19 protein-coding genes are annotated in these 22,460 nt (G+C 41.8%); 5 read left to right on the top strand and 14 right to left on the bottom strand.

Going from position 1 to position 22,460, the window contains the following annotated elements; genetic code table 11:
* Nucleotides 1-4: 4 nt before the first annotated feature.
* From PASHI_RS10790 to PASHI_RS10820, 7 genes are all read right to left on the bottom strand, one after another.
* Nucleotides 5-2,758, bottom strand: a complete 2,754-nt coding sequence (locus tag PASHI_RS10790; protein ID WP_062565603.1) for a hypothetical protein — start codon at nucleotides 2,756-2,758, stop codon at nucleotides 5-7.
* 290 nt (nucleotides 2,759-3,048) lie between these two features.
* Nucleotides 3,049-4,356, bottom strand: coding sequence for a tetratricopeptide repeat protein (locus PASHI_RS10795; RefSeq protein WP_062565604.1), 1,308 nt, complete (start codon nucleotides 4,354-4,356; stop codon nucleotides 3,049-3,051).
* Nucleotides 4,357-4,373: 17 nt separating this feature from the next.
* Complete coding sequence (locus PASHI_RS10800; RefSeq protein WP_054552071.1) at nucleotides 4,374-4,979, bottom strand: energy transducer TonB; 606 nt, start codon at nucleotides 4,977-4,979, stop codon at nucleotides 4,374-4,376.
* A 12-nt stretch (nucleotides 4,980-4,991) separates the two neighbouring features.
* A complete protein-coding gene (locus tag PASHI_RS10805; RefSeq protein WP_036971869.1) occupies nucleotides 4,992-5,405 on the bottom strand; it encodes an ExbD/TolR family protein in 414 nt (137 codons plus the stop codon).
* A gap of 45 nt (nucleotides 5,406-5,450) precedes the next feature.
* Complete coding sequence (locus tag PASHI_RS10810) at nucleotides 5,451-5,978, bottom strand: MotA/TolQ/ExbB proton channel family protein (protein WP_054552070.1); 528 nt, start codon at nucleotides 5,976-5,978, stop codon at nucleotides 5,451-5,453.
* A gap of 3 nt (nucleotides 5,979-5,981) precedes the next feature.
* Entirely contained in the window at nucleotides 5,982-7,349 is a 1,368-nt protein-coding gene (locus tag PASHI_RS10815) for a MotA/TolQ/ExbB proton channel family protein (protein WP_054552069.1), read from the bottom strand.
* 10 nt (nucleotides 7,350-7,359) lie between these two features.
* A complete protein-coding gene (locus tag PASHI_RS10820) occupies nucleotides 7,360-8,112 on the bottom strand; it encodes a DUF3450 domain-containing protein (RefSeq protein ID WP_062565605.1) in 753 nt (250 codons plus the stop codon).
* 304 nt (nucleotides 8,113-8,416) lie between these two features.
* Between PASHI_RS10820 and PASHI_RS10825 the strand changes: the two genes are divergently transcribed.
* Nucleotides 8,417-8,902: a GNAT family N-acetyltransferase gene (locus tag PASHI_RS10825; RefSeq protein ID WP_062565606.1), complete on the top strand. Its 486-nt coding sequence runs from the start codon at nucleotides 8,417-8,419 to the stop codon at nucleotides 8,900-8,902.
* 125 nt (nucleotides 8,903-9,027) lie between these two features.
* Here the strand turns inward: PASHI_RS10825 and PASHI_RS22085 are convergent, their stop codons facing one another.
* The 4 genes from PASHI_RS22085 to fucP form a co-directional block, all read right to left on the bottom strand.
* Entirely contained in the window at nucleotides 9,028-9,633 is a 606-nt protein-coding gene (locus tag PASHI_RS22085; protein ID WP_062565607.1) for a DsbA family protein, read from the bottom strand.
* Nucleotides 9,634-10,713 carry a diguanylate cyclase gene (locus tag PASHI_RS22090; RefSeq protein WP_240701533.1) on the bottom strand — a complete coding sequence of 360 codons (1,080 nt, stop codon included), beginning with the start codon at nucleotides 10,711-10,713 and terminating at the stop codon, nucleotides 9,634-9,636.
* A gap of 19 nt (nucleotides 10,714-10,732) precedes the next feature.
* Nucleotides 10,733-12,622: a methyl-accepting chemotaxis protein gene (locus PASHI_RS10840; RefSeq protein WP_062565609.1), complete on the bottom strand. Its 1,890-nt coding sequence runs from the start codon at nucleotides 12,620-12,622 to the stop codon at nucleotides 10,733-10,735.
* 346 nt (nucleotides 12,623-12,968) lie between these two features.
* Nucleotides 12,969-14,240 carry an L-fucose:H+ symporter permease gene (gene fucP / locus PASHI_RS10845; RefSeq protein ID WP_062565610.1) on the bottom strand — a complete coding sequence of 424 codons (1,272 nt, stop codon included), beginning with the start codon at nucleotides 14,238-14,240 and terminating at the stop codon, nucleotides 12,969-12,971.
* Nucleotides 14,241-14,377: 137 nt separating this feature from the next.
* On the opposite strand from fucP, the gene PASHI_RS10850 reads away from it, so the two are divergent.
* The 4 genes from PASHI_RS10850 (at nucleotide 14,378) to PASHI_RS10865 (ending at nucleotide 19,416) form a co-directional block, all read left to right on the top strand.
* Nucleotides 14,378-15,595 carry an AGE family epimerase/isomerase gene (locus PASHI_RS10850; protein WP_062565611.1) on the top strand — a complete coding sequence of 406 codons (1,218 nt, stop codon included), beginning with the start codon at nucleotides 14,378-14,380 and terminating at the stop codon, nucleotides 15,593-15,595.
* The gene (locus PASHI_RS10855) at nucleotides 15,595-16,548 is read left to right on the top strand and encodes a carbohydrate kinase family protein (RefSeq protein WP_062565612.1); all 954 of its coding nucleotides are present in this window, start codon (nucleotides 15,595-15,597) and stop codon (nucleotides 16,546-16,548) included. The genes PASHI_RS10850 and PASHI_RS10855 overlap by 1 nt, the downstream gene beginning before the upstream one ends.
* Nucleotides 16,549-16,836: 288 nt before the next feature.
* Entirely contained in the window at nucleotides 16,837-17,604 is a 768-nt protein-coding gene (locus PASHI_RS10860; RefSeq protein WP_062565613.1) for a hypothetical protein, read from the top strand.
* A gap of 75 nt (nucleotides 17,605-17,679) precedes the next feature.
* On the top strand, nucleotides 17,680-19,416 hold the full coding sequence (locus tag PASHI_RS10865) for a hypothetical protein (protein ID WP_062565614.1): 1,737 nt from the start codon (nucleotides 17,680-17,682) through the stop codon (nucleotides 19,414-19,416).
* 26 nt (nucleotides 19,417-19,442) lie between these two features.
* On the opposite strand, the gene PASHI_RS10870 is transcribed toward PASHI_RS10865, so the two are convergent.
* The 3 genes from PASHI_RS10870 to PASHI_RS10880 all read right to left on the bottom strand — a co-directional run bounded on the left by PASHI_RS10870 (nucleotide 19,443) and on the right by PASHI_RS10880 (nucleotide 22,353).
* Nucleotides 19,443-19,967 (bottom strand): RNA methyltransferase, encoded by a 525-nt coding sequence (locus PASHI_RS10870; protein ID WP_062565615.1) that lies wholly within the window; start codon nucleotides 19,965-19,967, stop codon nucleotides 19,443-19,445.
* Nucleotides 19,967-20,464 (bottom strand): YcgN family cysteine cluster protein, encoded by a 498-nt coding sequence (locus PASHI_RS10875; RefSeq protein WP_054552059.1) that lies wholly within the window; start codon nucleotides 20,462-20,464, stop codon nucleotides 19,967-19,969. Before PASHI_RS10875 ends, PASHI_RS10870 begins: the two co-directional genes overlap by 1 nt.
* 65 nt (nucleotides 20,465-20,529) lie before the next feature.
* On the bottom strand, nucleotides 20,530-22,353 hold the full coding sequence (locus tag PASHI_RS10880) for a DUF885 domain-containing protein (RefSeq protein WP_062565616.1): 1,824 nt from the start codon (nucleotides 22,351-22,353) through the stop codon (nucleotides 20,530-20,532).
* Nucleotides 22,354-22,460: the final 107 nt, after the last annotated feature.

Genomic DNA, 22,460 nt, shown 5'->3' on the forward strand with positions numbered 1-22,460 from the left:
TGTGTTATTCCAGACCTACCGTCCAACCTTCAGTCCAGTTGTTATCAGCAGATACTGCACCAATGTGCGTTGTTGTATCGAAGAAACCGTCGATTGCTTTAACGTCTGTCGCTGTTGTTGTATCGATAGTAAAGATACCATTTACAACTTGCGTTTGACCTGTAGCAACTAAGTTACCTAATGTGTTTGTCCACCAGTTCTCAACACTGAAATCTACACCGCTTGGGTCTTTGAAGTTTTCAGAACATGCAATCACTGATGATTTAATCATTAAAGTACCATCTTGGGCATTGTTCACTGTTTCACTTTCACCTGAAGCAGCACCTTCAATCTCAAGACATTCGCCCATACCTTCAGGGCCCGTTACGATTGCGTTATAGATTTGCGCTCCCGTACCTTCACGGAAGTACATACCTTCTGAGTCATCTTCACCATCAAAGGTATTACCGATAATTGTTAAGTTAGCAATTGTTGGGTTTGACTTAGGTGTTTTAGACGGTGTAGAACCATCGTTGTCTGCTTCAATACCACGGTTGGCGTCTGAGTTATCAGCTGCTTGCTTAACAAGAATGTGCTGCATTTTACCTTGGAAACCATTGTCCCAGTCGATGCTGTCATCTTGAATGCTTGTTAGTACTAAGTACTTCGCTTGTACGTTACCACCGAAGAACTCAACACCGTCATCCGCATTTTGGTGTACTTGTACATACTCAACAGTTGTACCAGAACCAACACCACCGAACGTGATACCGTTTAATTCGTTATCTGGTGCGATTTCGTAACCACCATTCATCACACGAACATAACGCAGCGTACCTGAGTTATCCGTTGTATCAGTACCACCGAACACGGCACCTGACTCAACACCTTCAACTTGAAGCGCACAATCGCCTTCTGCTGGACACTTGTTTGATGGTGCGTTACCAAGAAGAACTAAACCGCCCCACTGACCAGCTGCTGTAGTACCACCCATAACATCTTGGCTTGAAGTGAATGAGATTGGCTCATCTTTAGTACCGTTAGCATTAATTTTTGAACCACGGCTAATTACTAAGTAATCATCGCCTGTACGACCATATACTGTTACACCTGGCTCAATTGTTAAAGTAGCTGAATCTGCATTATCATCACCTACAAATACTGCACCGCTTAATGCGTAGTAGTTACCCGCAGTAAGTGTTAAATCTGCGGTGATACGACCAGACACTTCACATGTTGTTGTGCTGCCATCAACTGGAGAAATTGACGTTGTACCTGATGGGCAACCTGCTACTGCTGGTGGTGCAGTTACTTCACCGCCACCGTAACCAAATGCCCAACCTTCACGCCAATCATCTGAGTCATTTAATGCACCAACAAAGTCAACTGTATCAAAGAACGCATCAACAGTATTCGCTACATCTTGGCCCGCGCCTAGTAATGGAGAACCTGCAATTGGTTGACCGTTTGCACCAAGCATTGGCTTATCATTAATTACGTTGCCAGATTGAGCTGTAAACCATGTTTCAAGCTCAAGTAACGTGTTGCCGCTACCATCAACTGGGTTTTTGAAGTTTTCGCCATTAGTACACGACATAAACGTATTTTGCATTAAGATAGTGCCATCGTTAGCGTTGTTAACTGTTTCGCTAGCACCGTCTTCCGCACCTTCAATTTCTAAACACTCACCCATTTCGTCAGAGCCAGTGATCACAGAGTTGTAAAGGTGTAAACCTGTACCTTCACGAAGGTAGATACCCTCTGCATCATCTTCACCGTCAAAGTTGTTTCCGATGATTGTTAAGTTAGAAATGATTGGTAATGATTTTGGTTCTTTAGACGGTGTGCTACCGTCGTTATCTGCTTCGATACCACGGTTTGCATCTGTTGAATCTGGATCTTGTTCAACATAAACGAATTGCATTTTACCTTGGTAACCATTGTCCCAGTCGATGCTATCATCGTCGATGCTTGTTAATACAACGTGTTTAAGGTTTACAGCACCACCGAAGAATTCAACACCATCATCTGAGTTGTTGTGAACTTGTAAGTATTCAACTGTTGTACCAGAACCTACAGCACCGAACGTAATACCATTTAGTTCATTATCTGGGGCAATTTCATAACCAGCGTTTTTAACAACAACATATTTTAATGTACCTGAATTATCTGTATTGTCTGTACCGCCAAATACAGCACCTGATTCAACACCTTCAACTTGAAGAGCACAATCGCCTTCAGCAGGGCACTTATTAGAAATACCATTACCAAGAAGCACCATACCGCCCCATTGGCCTGCAGATGTTTCTTCACCAACTACGTCTTGCTTAGAAGTAAAGATGATAGGGTCGTTTTTAGTACCTGTAGCTTCAATTTTAGAGTCACGGCTAACAACTAGGTAATCAGAACCGCTGTTACCGAATACTACCGCACCTGCTTCAATCGTTAATGTTGCACTGTCTGCTTTATCGTTACCAACAAATACTGCACCATCAAGTGCCCAGAATGCGTCTGTTGATAATGTTGTATCTTCAGTGATTACGCCTGAAAGAACTTGTACTGTCACATCACGACCTAATGCAGCAGACACTTCATTCGAAAGACTTTGGCTGTATACACCCGGTAACTCTTCAGTTGTTGGTGGTGTAGTTGGGTTAGTAGGTGTAGTTGGTTGCTCAACTGTTTCTTCTACGTTGATGTTGATATCACCACCGCCACAACCTGCTAGTGAGATTGCTGTAGCTACAAGACTAACCTTGAATAAGCCAGATAATTTCATTGTTCACTCCGTTAAGATAGATATTTAATTATTGTGTTAGCGCATAAACTCAAGTCACCAAAAAGCACTGAAACTTAATGCTTTTGGGTCACTTGAGTTTTAAACTGCGACTACCTTACGGGAGCTGTATGACAAACTAGTTACACTTTAATAAACATAAAATGACAATATTAATTATTTAAAAAAGAGTAAGTTAGTTTATTTTTAAAACGGAAAAAAGCCGCCCGAAGGCAGCTTTGGTGTTGCGATTATAAATTAGTTCTTTTGTACGCTTACCTGTTGAATACGATTTAGAGTAAAGCGGTACGTAATGTTTCGGCGTGCACTTTTTCACGCTTCACATACTTGATCCATTGCTCAGCTAAACGCTGCGACTTTTTGTGTTTTTCCGCTTGTTCAAACGCTAAAATCGAGGCATCAAAGTTTTGTAAATTGTACTGCGCCATACCTAAGGCAACATATACATTTGATTCGAACTCTAAGCCGCCTTTATCTAGAGCTTTACGTGCTGCATCCGCTGCTTCTTCGTATTTTTCAAGATTAATACTTACCTCTGCAATACGTTGTTCGTACTGACCATGCGTTACTAAATCAGCGGCTTTTGCAAAGTAAGCAAGTGACTTTTCAGCTTCTTTTGCTTGTACCATTGCTTCTGCAACAAAGGCATAGTTTTTCGCTGATTTTTCAGCGACACCGTCTTGCATAGCTTTACTCATCACGTTCGCCGCTTTAAAAGCCAGGCCGTTGTATAAATACACTTGTGATAATTGACGTAAATCTGATTTAGATTTCATGAAACCTTGTTGGTATGCCGCTTCTAAAATCGCTAATTGCTTTTTCTCTGCGCCTGTTTCACCGTACATGCCACCTAACTGAACCCAGTACTCTGGCTTGTTGTAAAGCTTAACTAAACGCTCAAGTACCTCGACCACTTTGTCAGACTGATTAAGTGAGTAGTACATTGCACGTTGTAAGATTAACCAGTTTTCTTTTGGCATTTCACCTTTGCTGTCGGCTTCTGCGATAGCTAGGTTAATGTTCTCAATGCCTTTTTGGTAATCTTTAAGCTGATAATACGCTTGAGATTTCAATACGTAATAAGCATCTGTTTTAGGCTTGTCGTTAATCACATCCCACTGTGCTAAATATTTGATTACCTTTTCGTAATCGCTATTAGCCATTGCAAGTTGCGCTAAGCTAAAGGTGGTGCTTACACGTAATGTTTCTGGGATCGCATCTTCGTTCACTACTTTTTCAAACGATGCAATTGCTTTATCAAGGTCGTTTTCGTTGTAGTAAATAAAACCATAGAAATTATGCATCATGGCAATTTCATACGAGTTCATGCTCGAAGAGCGCTCTTGAATACTATCAAGAGCTTCTAGCCCTGCTTTTGCATCACCATCATCAGCCAGCTTCTGTGCTCGTGCTAATTGGCTATACACTTTTTCGCGCAGTGCAGGTACTCGTTTAGTTTTTTGTTCTTGTGCGTAAGCTGTTGCCAGTGTTACACCTGGTAACATGCTAACAACGCTTGGGACTACAAGGCTGCTTGTGAAAGCAGCCGCGCAAATCACGGCAACTTTTAAAGGTTTCATAATCGCATTCCTCTTTTCTAACCGTTAATTTGGAAAGAAATTTTGTTCTGTACGCCCGCTACTTCAACAGCTTCACCGTTAACAACGCGCGGTTTATATTTAAATTTAAGTGCTGCATCCATCGCAGCGCGGTCAAACAATGACTCTGGTTCAGCTTTAATAACTTTCGGGTCACGTACTGTGCCTTGCTTGGTTACTGTAAACTCAACAATCACATAGCCTTCGATCCCACGCGATAAAGCTCGGCGCGGATAAACAGGCGCTACTTTTACAATCGGTAAGTATTCACCGTCGCTTGATTCAAGGGCTAAGCCGCCAGCTAAGTTAACGTCGGCTTCAACACTAGCACCAAAGTCAAAATTGGCATTGCTCGCGTTAGGATCACTGTTTTGCATTTGCGGTGATTCCATTGGCGGAGGTGGCTCTTTTGGCGTTGGTGGCTTTTGCGGTTTACGTTCTTTCTTTTGCACTGTCTCTTCTTTTTTCAGACGAACAAAATCAAGTACGTTTCCTTTTACGGGCTCAGACATGGCCCCTTCACCACCGGTGATCAGTGCCTGCATGCCTAAAAACAGCATGACAGTCACGATACCAGCGATGATTAATGCAACTATATAACGCATCGCTCACATTCCTTATGATGCTTCTTGCGCAGCAATCGACACATCAAATGCGCCTGCAGCTCGCGATGCATCCATTACTTTAATAAGTACATCGGTTGTGGCTTTTTTATCAGCTTGAATAACCACGCTACCTTGTGGGTTTTCAGCTTTTAAGCGCTCGATATTTGCTTGTACTGCACGAACATCTACTTGGCGTTTGTTGATCCAAATTTCACCTTTGTCAGAAATAGCAACTAAGATGTTGGCACGCTCTTTTTTCACTGCCGTTGCTGCTTCTGGGCGGTTTACATCAATACCGGCTTCTTTTACGAATGATGCTGTTACGATAAAGAAGATAAGCATGATGAAAACAACGTCTAGCATTGGCGTCATGTTGATTTCTTCTGCGTCGTCTTCTTGAAATAAGTTACCTAGTGGCGCTCTCATTGTTAGTCTCCTAATGGGTGATGCTCACATCACCCTAAAATTCGTTTAGTGGTCTAAGACCATGTTGTCTTCAAGTAATTGCACTTCGCGTTTTGCACGACGTTGTAAGAACGTTGATGCGAAAACCCCTGAAAGTGCACCCACCATACCGGCCATTGTTGGGATAGTGGCTTTAGACACCCCTGATGCCATCGAACGTGCACTGCCTGTGCCTGTGATTGCCATTACATCAAATACTTCGATCATGCCGGTTACGGTACCTAACAGACCTAAAAGTGGACATAACGCAACCATTACGTTGATTAGCGCAAGGTTATTATTTAGTTGCATGCCAGCGCGTGAAATCATCGCTTGGCGAATTTGCTCTGCGTTCCAGCTGTTACGCTCTGCTCTATTGCTCCAAGTGCTTTTTACGTCTTTCTTGTAGCGTTTAAAGCCACCAAAGAAATACATAAAACGCTCAAGTATCAATAACCACATCGCGAAGATGAGGACCCCGATGACCAAGAGAACTTGGCCACCTGTGTCGAGGAAATCACGTAGAGCATTGATTGCATCAATCAATAGCACCATGATTTATGCTCCTTTCTCGCTTCGCTCTGCGATGATACCTGCGCTTTGCTCTTGTAAAATCAACAGCATATTTTTAGAACGCGTGTTAAGAAGTGTGTATAAGAATACTGTTGGAATAGCCACAACCAGACCAAGTACCGTTGTTACAAGTGCCTGAGAAATACCACCCGCCATTAGTTTAGGGTCACCTGTACCGAACAAGGTAATTGCTTGGAAGGTGTTAATCATACCGGTTACCGTACCTAGTAGACCAAGTAGTGGTGCTACCACAGAGATAATCTTAATTAGTGTCAGGTTACGAGTAATTTTTGGCATTTCACGAATGATTGCTTCGCTTAATTTAAGCTCAAGCGTGTCGTACGCTACATCTGGGTACTGATCTTTCACTTTCATTACGCGACCAAGTGGATTGTCATCACGTGCCACTGTGTCTTTAAGCTGACGACGGATTTTACTACCCATAATCATCAGAGATACAAAACGCTCAAGTGCAATTAGTAAAGCGATTAAACCAACACCTAAGATGATGTAACCAACCGTACCACCTTGGTGAACTTGCTCTTCAGTATCTGGTGCTTGTACTAAAAGACCTAAGATTGAACCGCCAGTTGGGTCAAGTGCAAACGGTACAACACCTGAGTTTGCTTGTTGTAAATCAGCTGCAGTTGCTGTGTAACGGCTGCTTGGCTGACGCGTAAGCTGGCTGATTGTATTTGTAGCCGGTGTGTACTCAAGGTATTTACCATCTGCGATTAAGTTAAATGCACCAACACGCACCACTTCTTTTTGTGCTTTGCTGCCACCTTCAACGATTACATCTGTTGTAAAGCGAGATACTTTACCTTGTTCAGTCATTTCGCGTTGTAATTCAAACCAAACTTTTTCGATATCATCGATAGAAGCAAGCTTTGACGTTGAACCCATTTTTTGTGCTAGCTCATCCATGAAGTTACTACGACCAGGAAGCTCTGCAGAAACAACTGACGTCATGAATTTATTGCTTGAATCGCCCGCTACTTGTTGTAACACACCGAATAGCTCTTTAAGTGAACCCATACGGTTTGAAAGCGTGTCTGTTAAGTTAGCTAGCTTTACTTCGTTTTCTTCAAACTGAGTTTCTAATCGCTCAGATTCGTTAAGCATTGCAGTACGTTTTGCTTGTGTATCTTTAAGCATTTGTACTTGTTCGTTTTGACGCGCCATGAACTCTTGTTCACGTTGCTTATTCTCAGCGCTTTGTTGTGCTTTACCTTGCTCTAATGTTTTTAGTAATGAGTCTAAATCCATTGGCTCAGCCGCTAGGCTGCTACCAGCAAAACCAAGGCCAGCTGCAAACACGGCCATTTTTGTCATTTTCGTTAATAATTTCATCTCAAACCTCTTATTCAGCAGCGTGGACTGGCAGTGTTAACATATCTGGGGCAAGTTGCTTACGTGCAATGCGTAAACCTTTGTTGATTTGGCTGATTGCAGAATCTGGTAATTCAACAAACGATTTTGTTTCTTTATCCCAGCTACCTGCTTTTTTGCCGTCGCGTGTTAAATAAATAAGTTCTAAACGACCGATGCGTAAGAAATCCACTTCGCGCTCTTGGCCATCTACATTAAGTAATGCTGTGTACGCTTCGATAGTGCGACCGTAATCAACTTCTACTTGGTAAGCTTCAAGTAAGCGGCGGAATTTTTCACTTGAAGTGATGTCTGCGCGGTCCATCATTTCTTTTAATGATGCAATACGCTTGCTACGCTCTTCAGTTAAGAAAGGTACGTCTAGTGCAACAAATTGCTCAAGACCTGTGATCATACGCATCATTAACGGCGTGATTTGACGCTCGATAACCGATACCTGATCCATTGACTCGTTTAACGCGTCCATTTCAGCAATTTGGTTGTTTAATTGCTTAGTAAGTTGCGCGTTATAAACAGTTAAGCCGTCAATTTCTTTATTAAGGGCTTTGAATTGTTGTAAACGACCTTGCATTGAATCTGCAATCTTGTCGATTTTAGTTTGTGATTGCGCTGCAGATTTGTTTATCTCGCTGCTTTTATCAATTACTTTATCTAGATCGTTTGCATGTACTGCTGCAGATGCCGCTACAATACCTGCTAAAATCAGTGGTTTAACGCCTTTCATCGCATACACCTTTACTCGTTAAGTTAGCTTAATTTGCTAGTTGGGTTGTTTTATTGTGCGAAAGGATAACGATGAAAAATGACAAGCATGTTGCGCAAAAAATACAAAAATATGACAGCTGTAACAATTAGTTTATATTGGGCAAGAATAAGGCAAAAGTTGCAGAATTGTGTCCTTATTAATTTTCAATTTTTAGCTTTGGGTTCGGTTTGTTACCCTAAAGAAGGGTAAAATACTAACAAAGTAGAATACTAAAAAGTTTCTTTGATATATTACAACTCAAAATATATCTGAGATAAACAGTATGGGTAAAGTCAGCTTCTTAAAATTAAACGGTAATATTGCAGATCAAGTTATCAACCTCAAAGTTAAAGAATCTCAAAAGCATCTTATCGACAACAATGCCGAGTGGATTATTCAAGCTATTTTCAACGAAGATAGTATCAGTTATGGCATTTATGTAGATAATAAACCTGCTGGTTTAATATCTTTAATCGATCCAAGAATACTCGAAGATTTCGATGAACATTTTCAAAAAGATTATCTCTACTTGTGGCGCGTTATGGTTGACTATAATTTTCAAGGTCTTGGGCTGGGAAAACAAGCAATTAATTTTAGTAAGCAATACGCCTCACTCGTAGGTTTGCAAGGTGTGTCACTAACCACAATGGATAAAGAAGATGGTAATGCACTTTCAATTTATCAAAAGCTTGGATTTGCTCCAACAGGAAGAAGACTAGATGATGAGATTGAATTGATTTTTAATTTTGAGCATATACATTTGGCCTAACTCCCTGATATATGATCTTTATTTGAGCTATTTTCATCTTCGGGCTCGTTACAAAGCCAAAACGAGGTTAATTATCACGTTTGGCTTAAAACTTTTTAATTCAATAGGCTTAACCAGCAACCAAATTAAATAACGTCTATAATTTGCTGATAATTGCTTTGCCAATCTAAATAATTAACCGGGATAGCAGCATACTTCCCTTTATTTTCAAGGACTAAAGATGGAAAACCTTGAATAGGTAAGCTTCTCGCTTGGTTTATTTCGGCCATAAGCAATGAATTTATTTTTTCACTTTCAATTTCTTTAATGAATACGTTTTTTTCTAACCCAATTTGCTCTGCAAGGCTTGTAAGGGTGCTGATGTCAGATGGATTTTGTGCATCTAAGTAGTAGGCTTTTTGAATGGCGTGTAGCATCTCTTGCTCTTTATTGTGCTGCCTTGCAAGAAGCACAGCACGGCATGCAGGGTAAGTAGAGCGTCGTGGTTGCGCGGTATGCCAAAACTCATGATTGAATGGCGTGCCAAGCTGCTGTTCAATACGTTGCCATGTTTGCTGTAAAAACTGCTGCATATCTTTTGGCATTGGCTCATCTGAATCAGGCGCGAGGCCACCCACTTTATATTCAATAGCAAGTTTATCGCCAAGGGCTGCTTGGAGTTTTAACCAGGTTTCTCTGTAGCCCCAACACCAACTACACATTGGGTCGTATACATAAATTAACTTTGCCATTTAGCTTATCTCAGTTAGATCAGAGACCACTACATTACGCCCTTTTGCTTTGGCTTTATAGAGGTTGTCGTCAGCTTGTTTAATCGCTTTACTAAATTGGCTACCACGTTCTAGGCTGGCAATACCGATACTACAGGTAATAGTCACAGACTGCCCCACATCATAAGGGATCTGTTTCTCGGCGACATAACTACGCAGTTTTTCAGCCACGGCATGGGCAATATTAAGCCCCGCTTTTGGTAGCAAAATAATAAACTCTTCGCCGCCATAACGGGCTTTTATATCTGTGCCACGTAACTTATCGTGCAGCATAGAGGTAAAGGCTATTAATGCCTGATCGCCAAAGTCATGACCATAAGTATCGTTAAGTGATTTAAAGTTATCTAAATCAATTAATAATACCGACATAGGTAAATAATTAGCCGCTTCAGCTTCAAGGCGCGGCTGAATATGCTCATAAATGTAACGACGATTGGCAAGACCTGTTAGCGGGTCTGTTAATGCATCGCGTTTTTCTATTAAAGTAATGTCAGCAATTTTTTGATGGCTTTTTTGCCTAAAGTATTCACTGATCCCAGAAAACAAAATCACCATAGAGAAAGAGGCTAAAAAGCGTGAGGTTTCAACTTGCCCGTAATGCGCTTGCCCGAAGTTGGGGCTAAACAGCAGTGCAACTGCACTAGCATACATAATCCCAACCAACACACTGCCCACTTTTAACCCTAAGGTGACATAAGCCACAATAGGGTAAAACATAAGCCAATATAAAGCGGTGTTTTCTTTGCCGCCGGTGTATACCAATGCTACACAGAGCAGCAAAATGATCGATAAAATAATGCAGCTTACAGAGACTAAAGCACCAGTGCGAAAGTAATAGAGCATGCACAGCACAATAGTTATATCGCTCACCACTAACATAATAGTGAGCGGTAAGGCGTAAATTTGATAGTTAGATAACACTAACGAAGTGATTAATACGATGGCAAAAAAAGCCATGGCAAATAACGTGAAGGCACGACGCTGTTTATCCGCCGTGTCGACACTGTTTAAAGTAATGGCATTAAGCCAATTTTGATCCAAAATTGCAGTCTCTTAACAACTAAACTTTAAATTTAAGTACCAATTGCTCAAGCTCATAGAACTGGGCTTTCAATTTAGTGCACTCATTCAAGGTGTTATTAAGATTGCTTTGACCTTGATTTGAAAGCTCACTAATTGAGTGTATATCACTGTCTAGGCTTTGAATCACTTGGTTTTGCTCAGTCGTGGCATTGGCAACACTGTGGTTCACCTCATCAATTGACTCAATGGCACGGGTTACCTCAGCCATTTTATCGCCTGCTACATGAGCTTGCTCAACACTCTTTTCACTGTCGCGGATACTGGCCGTCATAACTTCAACGGCAGACGCAGAACCTTGTTGTAACTGAGAAATGGTGTCTTCGATTTCTTGTGTTGATTGTTGTGTACGGTGCGCAAGTTGGCGTACTTCGTCGGCTACAACCGCAAAACCACGACCTGCTTCACCTGCACGTGCTGCCTCTATCGCTGCATTAAGTGCTAGCAAGTTAGTTTGCTCACTCACACCTTTGATCACTTCAAGTACTTGGCCAATGCTTACAGTGTGTGCATCTAAGCTATTAATGGTTTTTTGCGCCTGCTCCATATTACGAGATAAAGCATTAATAGCTGATAAGTTGTCAGCTAATGCAGATTGGCTTTGTAATGATTGGCTGTTAGCACTGGTTGCTAACGTTGACGCATTACTTGCACTATTTGAGATTTCTACCGCACTCGATGTCAGCTCATTGATTGCAGTTGCCACGTTATCAGTACGTTTTGTTTGGTCAGCATACATGTCGAGCGTGCCTTGAGTTTGATTAACTAAACTCTCAACTAAGCGCTCAAGCTCAACGGTGGTATTTTTAACTTGCTCAATTGATGTATGAATTTTCTCGATGAACGCATTAAAGTAATGGCTTAGCTCGCCAAACTCGTCATTGTTTTCAACCTCAAGACGGCGGGTTAAATCCCCCTCACCCTCTGCAATATCTTTAATTGCATCGTTTAAGCGCTGCATTGGACGCATTAAATAGCGAAGTAAAAACTGCATCATTAATACAATCGCAACTATACCTAATAGCATGTAAATAGCCGCCATATTTCTAAATGAGGCAACTGATGAGTAAGCAATTTCTTCGTTGATCACCACACCTAAATACCAATCAACGTTTTGAATTCCTTTGATTTTGGTAAACGATACTAATTTATCTAAGCCACCTACCTGTACTTCAACAAACTCAGATTGTAACGACAAGCTTTTACCGAACAAGTCACTCATGTTTTTGTCGTTAAATTTAGTTTCTGGGTGGCTTAAAATGCGCCCTTCACTATCTAGTAAAAAGCCATAACCAAACCCTAAAAAGTCAATTTCGTTGACGATTTTAGTGATGGTTTTCATGTCGATGTCGGCACCTGCAACACCGCTAAACACACCGTTAGCTTGCATTGGCGCTACGGCCGAAATAGTCAGTTCATTGGTGGTTACATCAATATACGGGGCAGTAAAGGCTGTGTTTGTTTTGTTTTCAACAAGCTTGTACCACGGACGTGTTGTTGCATCGTAGTCAGGTGGTAAGACAACAGATTGGTCATTCAATACAAAGGTACCGTCGGTGATACCGATGTAGGTATTTTTAAAGCTCCCCGCTTTGTCGGCAGTGTTCAGCTGAGTAAGTGTAAGCTCTTTGCTATCACCAAGTTGATAGGTATCAGCAACTGACGAAACAATGGCTAATTTAGCATTTAACCAGTTAGCTATATTTTGCGACACTGACTGAGAAATCTCTTGAAGAACAAGCGAAAGCTGCTCCTGCGTTTGGCTGCGCATAGAGATGAAGTTATTAATGGTGAATAAACCGAGCACTATCACTAAAACCAGTGATGCAGCCACAGTTACCTTGGTGGTAAATTTAAGAGTGCTTTGCATGACAAACCTGTTTGTTATTTTTTTCGTTGTTAGCCTCTTTATATTTAACAAATTTAAAGCTCTTTGTCTTATAAAATTAAGCTAAAACTAGAAAAACGTTCCTTTTATTAAAGTACGCTTTCTTTGAAAATCAATTACTTTGTTAACGGCAGCCAATTTCACTTCTTAAGTCGTATTAATAAAAAAGCAGCAAAAAACCACTTGGAACGTTCCTATAAATTATTGCTTAAACCGTCCCTGAATACGTATTCATTAAATCATTCTGTCATCTAGTTTTTTCGGTATAGCAAAAAAATGGCACAAAAAAACCCCGCAACTCAGTGCGGGGTTTTTATTGATAGTAATTTTAGCCGATGCGTTTTTTCCAGCTATCAGCTAAACGTACAACATTTAAGCCATACCAAGCGATAAATGCATAACAAATCACTGGTACAAAGAAGCTTTGTTGGATGTTTACTGTATCAGCAACTACACCTTGTACTAATGGTACTAAGGCACCACCAACGATTGCTAAACATAACCAACCCGAACCTTTACTGGTTAGTGAGCCTAAACCTTCAATAGCAACAGAGAAAATAGTCGGGAACATAATTGAGTTGAATAAACCAATTGCAAGTACAGAGTAAAGCGCCACATCACCTTCAGTGAATATAGTCACTAACAGCAATACAATAACCATCATGGCATTAAAGAATAACGCTTTTGAAGGCGCAATTTTTTGCAGTGCTGCAGAGCCAATGAAACGACCTACCATTGCACCGCCCCAGTAATAAGCAATTAAGCTTGCAGCCGCATGCTCTTCAAGGCCAGCGATGTGTTCTTCGCCAAAATAGTTAACTAAGAAGCTACCAATTGAAACCTCTGCACCTACGTAACAGAAGATACCTATAACACCCATCATTAAATGAGGTGCTTCGGCAAGGCTGTGGCCTTTCGCTTTACAGTCTTGCTCTTCTGTATGCTCTGCAATCACTGGTAATTTAAAGAAAGCAAATACTACAGCAATGGTCAGTAGTGCTGCTGCAAGCATAAGGTAAGGCACTTTTACAGATTCTGCAGTTGCTGCGTTTGCAGCTAGTGTGCCTGCTGTACCAAAGAATAAAATACCACCCACATATGGACCAACGGTGGTACCTAGTGAGTTAAGTGCTTGAGCTAAATTTAAACGTGACGACGCCGTTTTTTCAGGACCTAACGCCACAACATACGGGTTAGCAGATACCTGTAATACGGTAATACCTGCTGCTAGAACAAATAACGCACCTAAGAATAACCAGTACTCATGCACAACAACCGCTGGGTAAAATAACATACAGCCAATTGATGCCACGACTAAGCCGGTTAGTACGCCATTTTTGTAGCCCATTTTTTTAACCAACATACCCGCAGGTAGCGAAACAATAAAGTAAGCACCAAAGAAACAAAACTGAACCAGCATTGCCTCTGTGTAGGTTAAATCGAATACCCCTTTTAAGCGCGGGATCAACACGTCATTTAAAACTGTAATGAAACCCCATAAAAAGAACAGGGTTGTCATTGCTGTCAGTGGTAGCAGGTAGTTTTTATTTTGCTGCGAACCATCGGCGACAAACGATTGGTTTGTATTTATTTCACTCACGTGGTTTTCACTCCGTTAACAAGTTACCTTTGATTCTACACATTGAAGTAAAAATAGCACAAAGATTTACTAGGAACGTTCCAATTTTTTTATTTCCTGCTATAGTTGCAAGATGTACACAGATTTATTAATAACCCATGGCCAAAGTTGACTTTAAAAGCCCCGATTTTCTTAAGCAGCATATTCAAGATACCCTTGCTTTTTATCACCCCCATTGTGTTGATCATTCAGCCCATGGCTTAGCTGGCTTTTATCAGTTCTTTAAAAATAATGGCGCGATTTACGATAAACACACTCGCCATTTAGTCTCGAGCACCCGCTTTGTTTTTAACTATGCAATGGCGTACATAGAGTTTAAAGACCCAGAATATTTAAGCCTCACTAAACATGGTTTAGCTCACCTTGAACATGCGCATAAACAAGCATCTGGTGGTTATGCTTGGCTTATTGAGCAAGATGATAACGGCAAAGTAACCGTGTTAGACGACACCAACCATTGCTACGGGCTCGCTTTTGTAATGCTTGCAAACGCGGTTGCTTTAAAAGCAGGGGTGAACGACTGCAAAAAAACTATTTCACAGGTATGGGATTTATTAGAGCAGCACTACTTTGAACCACAGCATAATGCCTATCTAGATGAGCAAAATGCCGATTTTAGCTGTGCAGATGACTATCGCGGTCAAAATGCCAATATGCATTTATGCGAAGCCTTACTCATGTGTTTTGAAGCAACTAACGAGACCCGTTATTTAAAACGCGCTACAGAGCTTGCCGAAACTTTTACGGTAAAACTGGCAGCTCAGAGTCAGCAGTTAGTGTGGGAGCACTACTCTAAAAATTGGCAAATCGATTTAGATTACAACAAAGATGACCCGCAGCATTTATTTAGGCCTTGGGGATTTCAACCAGGTCATCAAACTGAGTGGGCAAAACTGTTACTTATTTTAAACCGCCATATTGATGAACCTTGGTTGGTGACGCGCGCTAAAAGCCTGTTTGATGAAACCCTGAGCATCGCGTGGGATCAGCAACATGGAGGCATTTTCTATGGCTTTGCACCAGATAAACAAATTTGTGATAGCGATAAATACTTTTGGGTGCAAGCCGAATCATTAGCCGCAGCGGCCCTACTCGCTGATGCCACACATGACGAAAGCTATTGGCAATGGTACGAAAAAATTTGGCAATACAGTTGGCAACATATGGTAGATCACCAATATGGTGCCTGGTATCGCATTTTATCAGCACAAAACCAACCATACAGTGACGAAAAATCGCCAGCAGGCAAAACCGACTACCATACTATGGGTGCCTGCTACGAAGTATTAAGAACCTTAACCTTGAGGAATGCATAATGAGTTTAGTGTGTTTTGGCGAAGCATTAATCGACTTTTTATCAGATGGTAAACAACCAGAGTCATTTACCAAATACGCAGGTGGCGCACCTGCCAATGTTGCTGTTGCAGCAGCAAAACTAGGCCTAAACACCAGCTTTTGCGGCATGTTAGGCGATGATATGTTCGGTCACTTTATTAAACAAGAGCTTGACCAGCATGCAGTAAACACCCAGTACTGTACATTCACCGATGCGGCTAAAACAGCATTGGCGTTTGTATCTCTTGATGACAGTGGCGAACGCTCGTTTAGCTTTTATCGCCCACCAGCCGCCGATTTACTATATCGCGTAGACGATTTTGACTATGCAATGTTTGCAAATCACGCCATCATGCATGTATGCAGCAACAGTTTGACTGAGCACAACATTTATCAAACCACTATTTATGGTTTAACTCAGGCGAAAAAAGCCGGTGCAATTTGTAGCTTCGATATGAATCTGCGCGAAAACCTATGGCCAAGTATGCGCCATACGCTTGATAGAATGTGGCATGTTATTTCTCTGGCAGATATCGTAAAACTCTCATTTGAAGAGCTTGAGTTTTTAAATCAAAAAAGCCATCAAGAAATGCCACTTGAGCATACCATTGATGCCATTTTAAAGGCCGGTGTAACCTGTTTGCTAGTTACCAATGGCGGCGAAGCAATCAGCTTTTACCACGCAGACTTTAAAGGCCAAGTTAACCCACCAGCTACGAAAGTGGTTGATACCACCGCCGCAGGCGATGCGTTTATTGGCGGCATGCTATCAAAGATTGGTCAGCACTGTGAAAACAAACAAAGCTTTAAAGCGTTTTGCCAAACCCCAGCTAATATCGAACAAACCATTGCTTATGCAGCTAAAGCCGGCGCTTTTGCTGTAAGCCGTTATGGTGCATTTGCGTCTTTACCAAGCGCAGCCGATTTAGCCTAGAACTTTGTTTAGGTTGAGTAAAAAGCCCGGCATCAGTAATTAATGCCGGGCTCATTCGCTATTGCTCCGTTTTACATTTATCGATAATTGGTAAATACCTAAACACCTTCATGTTTGGATCGACCACCACATGATCCCCCGCTTTTAAAGCAATGCTAATCTCGCCATTTCAATGTTAAGTTGTTCACTGATTGAATAACAAAACGAAAATATTTCATCATAAAATCAATGCAAAAAAGCCCAGCGTTTCTATAATTAATACTGTGATTTACTTAAAAGGATTTGATTATGCTCACTTTAAAACAACCTCGTATGTTAACGATTTTATCTTTCGGTTTAGTATTCGCCTCACCAACTGTTTATGCCGACCAATGGCAATTTTCTGTAGAGCCTTATTTAATGGCCACTGCGATTGATGGCAGCTCGGCAATTGGCACTATAGAAGCCCCCCTTGAAGTCGAATTTGATACCATTTTAAACAACCTCGACAGCGCATTTATGCTCCATCTTGAGGGATATCATCAATCAAACTGGGGTTTTATTGCTGACTGGGGCTATATGGATTTAAGTAAATCTCATAACGCCCCAAAACTTGGCGTGCTCAGTGCTCGGGTGCGTCAAGCGGTGCTCGAATTAAGTGTTGCTTACCGTTTTTCTAGTCCTTCGATGGGTGATTGGGTTAACTATGTGGGTATTCGTCGTTGGGATAACACCTACGAATTCGATCTTGATCCTAACTTTATGTCACAAGTGTCCGTAGTCGACAGAGATGAAGATTGGATTGATCTCATTTTTGGCTTTCACTTTAACAAACAATTAAGCGAACATTGGCAATTAACAACTGCTGGGGATCTCGGTGGCTTTAACTTAAATGCTAAATTGACTGGCAGCTTTAAATTAGGTGCGGTGTATCAAATAAACCCGCATTGGGATCTGGGTATGAGCTATAAAACCACTTATGTAGATTACCAAACAGGCCAACGCGGAAATAAAAACTTCTTTAGTTATGATACATTTACCCACGGCCCGCAAATAAGCGTGAGCTATCAGTTTTAGTCGTTAGCCTGCTAGTAATTTGTTTCTATTTCATGGTATGTTTTTTAACTAATTAAAGAAAAAGGAATTCATCCTATGAATAATAAGCTTCTTGCTGGGGGCGCAATTGCTATTGTTGCAGGTGCGTTGTTGTACTCACAAAATAAAGCCAGTGTTGATGTAGATTTACCTGAGCTTGCCTACGTACCTGCCGACACGGCGGTTTTTTATGGTCAACTTAAACCGTTTCCGTACAGCAAATACTTTGCGCTTATGCCAGATGCAATGAAAGGCACGAGCGATTTAACTCCCATCATTGCTGAGCTTAAAACAGTTGATGATAAGAATGCCCTATTCCTTGCATCACTGATGGAAAAATACCAACAATCACTGAGCTCTTACGATGCCTTCAAATCGATTTGGGGCTTTGGTGATGACTACAAAGGCATGATGTATGCGCAAGGTTTAATGCCGATTGTACGTTTTCAGGTCGCTGATCAAAGCAGCATTATCAATAGCATTAAGCAATCTGCTGATGAAGCAGGTATTGCGTATACAACAGAAAGCCTTGAAGGCGTAAGTTACACGCGCTTTACCATTGAACTTGAAGGCTTAGATAACTTCAACCTAATTGCATCAACTCACAACAATTGGGCTACCATCACGCTAACCACTGCGCTTTCTAATGATCAAGATTTACGTATTGCCCTTGGCGTAGAAAAACCGGCTCAATCACTGGCTGAAACTAAAAAACTACCTGAGCTTATTAAAACTTTCTCACTTGATGGCAACTCGGTTGGCTTTGTTGATCATCAACGTATCGCTAATGCTGTAACAGGCAAAGAGGACTCTCGCTTACACCAGATGCTTAAAGAGCTACTTGATAAAGCCCAGCAATCCAACGCATTAGCAATGATTTCAACACCTGAGTGTCAAGATGATATTGCAGCTATTGCCGCTAAATGGCCTGCAACAGTATCAGGCACAACAAAAACCCGTATTACCGCCGACTACGCCGACTTTGACGTAAAAGCGGTACTGCAAAGCACAGATCAAGACTTACTTAATACGCTACAAGCCGTGCGTGGTTTTGTACCAAAACATACCACTGAGCTTGACGGGCAAATGATGAGTGTTGCCTATGGTATTGATGTAGCAAAAGTACTGCCGCTTGCCAACACACTAACCGGTGCAATTAAGTCAGCTGAGTTTAACTGTGGCCCAATTGTCGCACTACAAAATGAAATGCAAGAAGTAAGCACCGCTGGCCTTGCTATGATGTCGGGTTTTGCAAACGGCGTGCAAGGTATGAGTGTGAGTGTTCAAGACGCTGCATTGACCATTGATGACTACAACGGCCCACAAATAGACAAACTTGATGCCATCGTTACCCTATCTGCGACCGACGCCCATGGCTTGTATTCAATTGCGCAAGGTTTTGTGCCGCCACTTGCGAACATAAAACTACCAGCCAATGGTGATGCCGTACTGATCAATGAATACATTCCATCGCCTGTGCCACTTAACTTTGATATTAAAATGGCCCTTAAAGGAAATCATATTGTGATTTTCACGGGTGATAAGTCAGCGCAGATTGCCGAGACTTTAGAGTCGCAAAGTGTCACTAAAAATGGCTTTGTGAACATGGCATTCGACGTACAAAAAATCTTATTACCTTTGCTTGATACGATTGCATCAACGGGTCAATTAAGTGATGAAGAAATGGCTGAGCTTGATTCGCTACGCGACCAACCTGTGGGTGTTTATTTTGCCACAGACATTACCGACAACGGCATTGGCCTTGAAAGTAACGTACAAATTACTAAAAAGTAGTTTTGAGTTTGAATCTAAAAAGAGCGCTATTTAGCGCTCTTTTTTTGTTGCCATTTAAGTGAGTTGTTAGTGTCTCGACTATTACAAATGGTGTCGTTTGAACTCTCAATACCACCGAGTTTGGCAAGTCGGTCGTACAGCACAACATTGCAGGTTGCGGCTAGGTTCATACAGCCTATGGTTGGCACATACACTACTTCATCACACCATTTCAGCACGTCTTTACTGACCGAGCCATCTTCAGGGCCAAATACATAAAATGCGTTTTCAGGGTGCTTAAATTCAGGCAGTGGCGTTGCACCTTCAACAAGCTCAATCACCACCGTTGTGGCACCTTCAGGCTTTGCTTGCTCAAGGCTTTCGACTTGCGTGAGCGGAATATGCTCAAGCACATTTTTGGTATCGGTGTGATACTTATTAGCGCGTAAATAGCGGCTACCAGTAAAAAACACCTGCTTGGCGTTGTAACAACCCGCGGCACGTAATACGCCCCCCACATTGGTTGGGCTTTTTGGGTTTAACAGGCCAATGCTTGCTTGAAGGGCGCTCATTAATCAATGTCTCTAGTTGGCCACTCGGCCACGTATAGATCAAAGTCATCTAGGTCTACATCACAGTCTTTTACTGTTTTGTCACGCACAGAAATACCCAACTCATGCATCATGTCTTTACTACCACCGTTCAGTAGCGGGTGCCAAGACGCAAGGCCACGGCCTTCGTAAAGGCGGCGGTAGCTACAGCTTTGCGGCATAAAAAAGATATCTTTGAGGTTTTCTTTAGTGAGCTTTACACATGAAGGCACCAAGGTTTGGCGGTTCGCATATTCACTGCAACCACAGGTGTCGTTGTCTAGGTATTGGCAAACGATATTAGTGAAGATGAGTTCTTCACCCTCGCGAAGTTGATCCGTAGCGGTAAATTCATCTTCGTCTTCACTGTCGATAAATGTGTTTAAACAACATTTACCACAGCCGTCACAAATGGCTTCCCATTCGGGTTGTGACATTTGCTCAAGCGAGCGCTTAAGCCAAAATTGATCTTCTAACATGGTATTACTCAAAGCCCCTAAACAGCGCGCATTCTAGCGTAAAGCCAGCATGCGCGCAAAGGCGGTTATTTTTGCTCGTTAACCCAACGCTTAATTTTCTCTTCAAGAATTGGCATAGGTAATGCGCCATCAATCAGCACTTGCGTATGGAAAGCTTTAATATCGAACTTATCGCCTAGCTCTTTGCTAGCGTAGTCACGTAGTTCTTGAATTTTGAACTGACCTAACTTGTACGACAACGCTTGGCCCGGCCATGCAATGTAACGCTCAACTTCGGCAATAATATCGCTTTCTGCCATTGATGAGTTAGCCAACATGTAATCAATACCTTGTTGACGTGTCCAACCTTTCGCGTGGAAACCTGTATCAAGCACTAAGCGCATTGCACGTAATTGCTCATCTGATAAACGGCCGTACCACATGTAAGGGTCGGTAAATAAGCCAAGCTCTTTACCTAAGCTTTCTGCATACAATGCCCAACCTTCTGCAAATACCGTATAGCCACCAAATTTACGAAACAGCGGTAATCCTTCAATTTCTTGTTGCAAGGCAATTTGAAAGTGGTGACCCGGCGCGGCTTCGTGAATAGACAGGGTTTCTAGTAAAAACTTAGGCTGTGCTTTTAGGTTAAAGGTATTGATATAGAAAATACCTGGGCGTGAGCCATCTGGTGCTGGCGACTGATAAGATGCACCCGCAGCTGATTCAGCGCGGAAATCTTCAACTGCTTTTACAACGTATGGCGCTTTTGGCGCAATATCGAACATTTGCGGCAGCTTAGCATCAATCTTTTCTTTTACTGCTTCGTACGCGGCAATTAACTCTTCTGGCGTATCGTAGTAAAACTCATCTGAGGTTCTTAGGTGTTCAAAAAACGCTTTTAAGTCGCCTTCAAAACCGACAGTCTCTTTAACTTTTTTCATCTCAGATAAAATGCGCGATACTTCGCTTAAACCAATATCATGAATTTCATCGGCGTTTAAGCTAAGCGTTGTATGCTGTTTAATTTGATACTCATACCATGCTTTACCATTTGGCAGGTCGCTGTAACCAATGCTTTCACGGGCATTTGGAATGTAATCATTCGCTAAAAAATCAGCCATTTTTTGATACGCAGGCACTAAACGCTCACTGATCATCGCCATGTACGCGCTTGTTAGCTGTGCTTTTTGTTCGTCGCTGAAAGACTCAGGTAACTGAGCAATTGGGCCCCAGAATAATGACTCTTCTGGTTTTTCTACAATATGAGTTTGAAATTGCGGTAACAGTTTTTCAGCAAGCGGTTTAGGAAGAACCACTTTGTCTTTCATGCCTTGGCGCATTGATTGCTCAACACTGTCTAACCAAGCGATGAAACCATCAGCACGTTTTTCAAATGCTTGATAATCTTCAACCGTATTAAAAGGCTGTGCGCTTTGCCCAGAGCCTAACGCAGCAAAGGTATTATGCGCCCCGCCCATTTGGTTAATTGGCATTAAGTAACTTGGAAACTGAGCGCCTTCAATCGCAAGGTCTAAATCGCGGGCTAGAATTTCGTAGCTCAATAATGACTGACCCGTTAATTGCGCTTTGTCGATATTTGCTAGTTTGTTTTTGTATTCTTTAACAAAGTTAAGCTGCTCGTCGCGGTTTGCTTTACTAATAGGTGCAATAAATTGGTCGTTATATTCGCTACGGCCAATGTAAGTACCGCCAATTGGATTAAACTTTAAGCCTGCTTCAAAGTAGTCTGCTAGTAATGTATCAAGTTGCTCTGTGGCTGACGTTGCGCTTGGTGCTTGTTTGCTTACTGCCTGAGTTGTTTTTTCGTTGCTTGGCGTTGATTCATTACAACCAAGTAATGCAAACATCACCGCCGAACTAAGTAGTGCTAGTTTTACGTTTTTCATTCTTTCCCTGCCCTTATATTAAGTACGCGTAAATTATGAGGGTTTAGTTCCCTATTTAGCAAGTAGCGCTGCAACTTATCGCAGTTTATTTACACTTTGTGAGCTGA

Source organism: Pseudoalteromonas shioyasakiensis (genome assembly GCF_001550135.1).
In the GTDB taxonomy this organism is placed as follows: Bacteria; Pseudomonadota; Gammaproteobacteria; order Enterobacterales; family Alteromonadaceae; genus Pseudoalteromonas; species Pseudoalteromonas shioyasakiensis.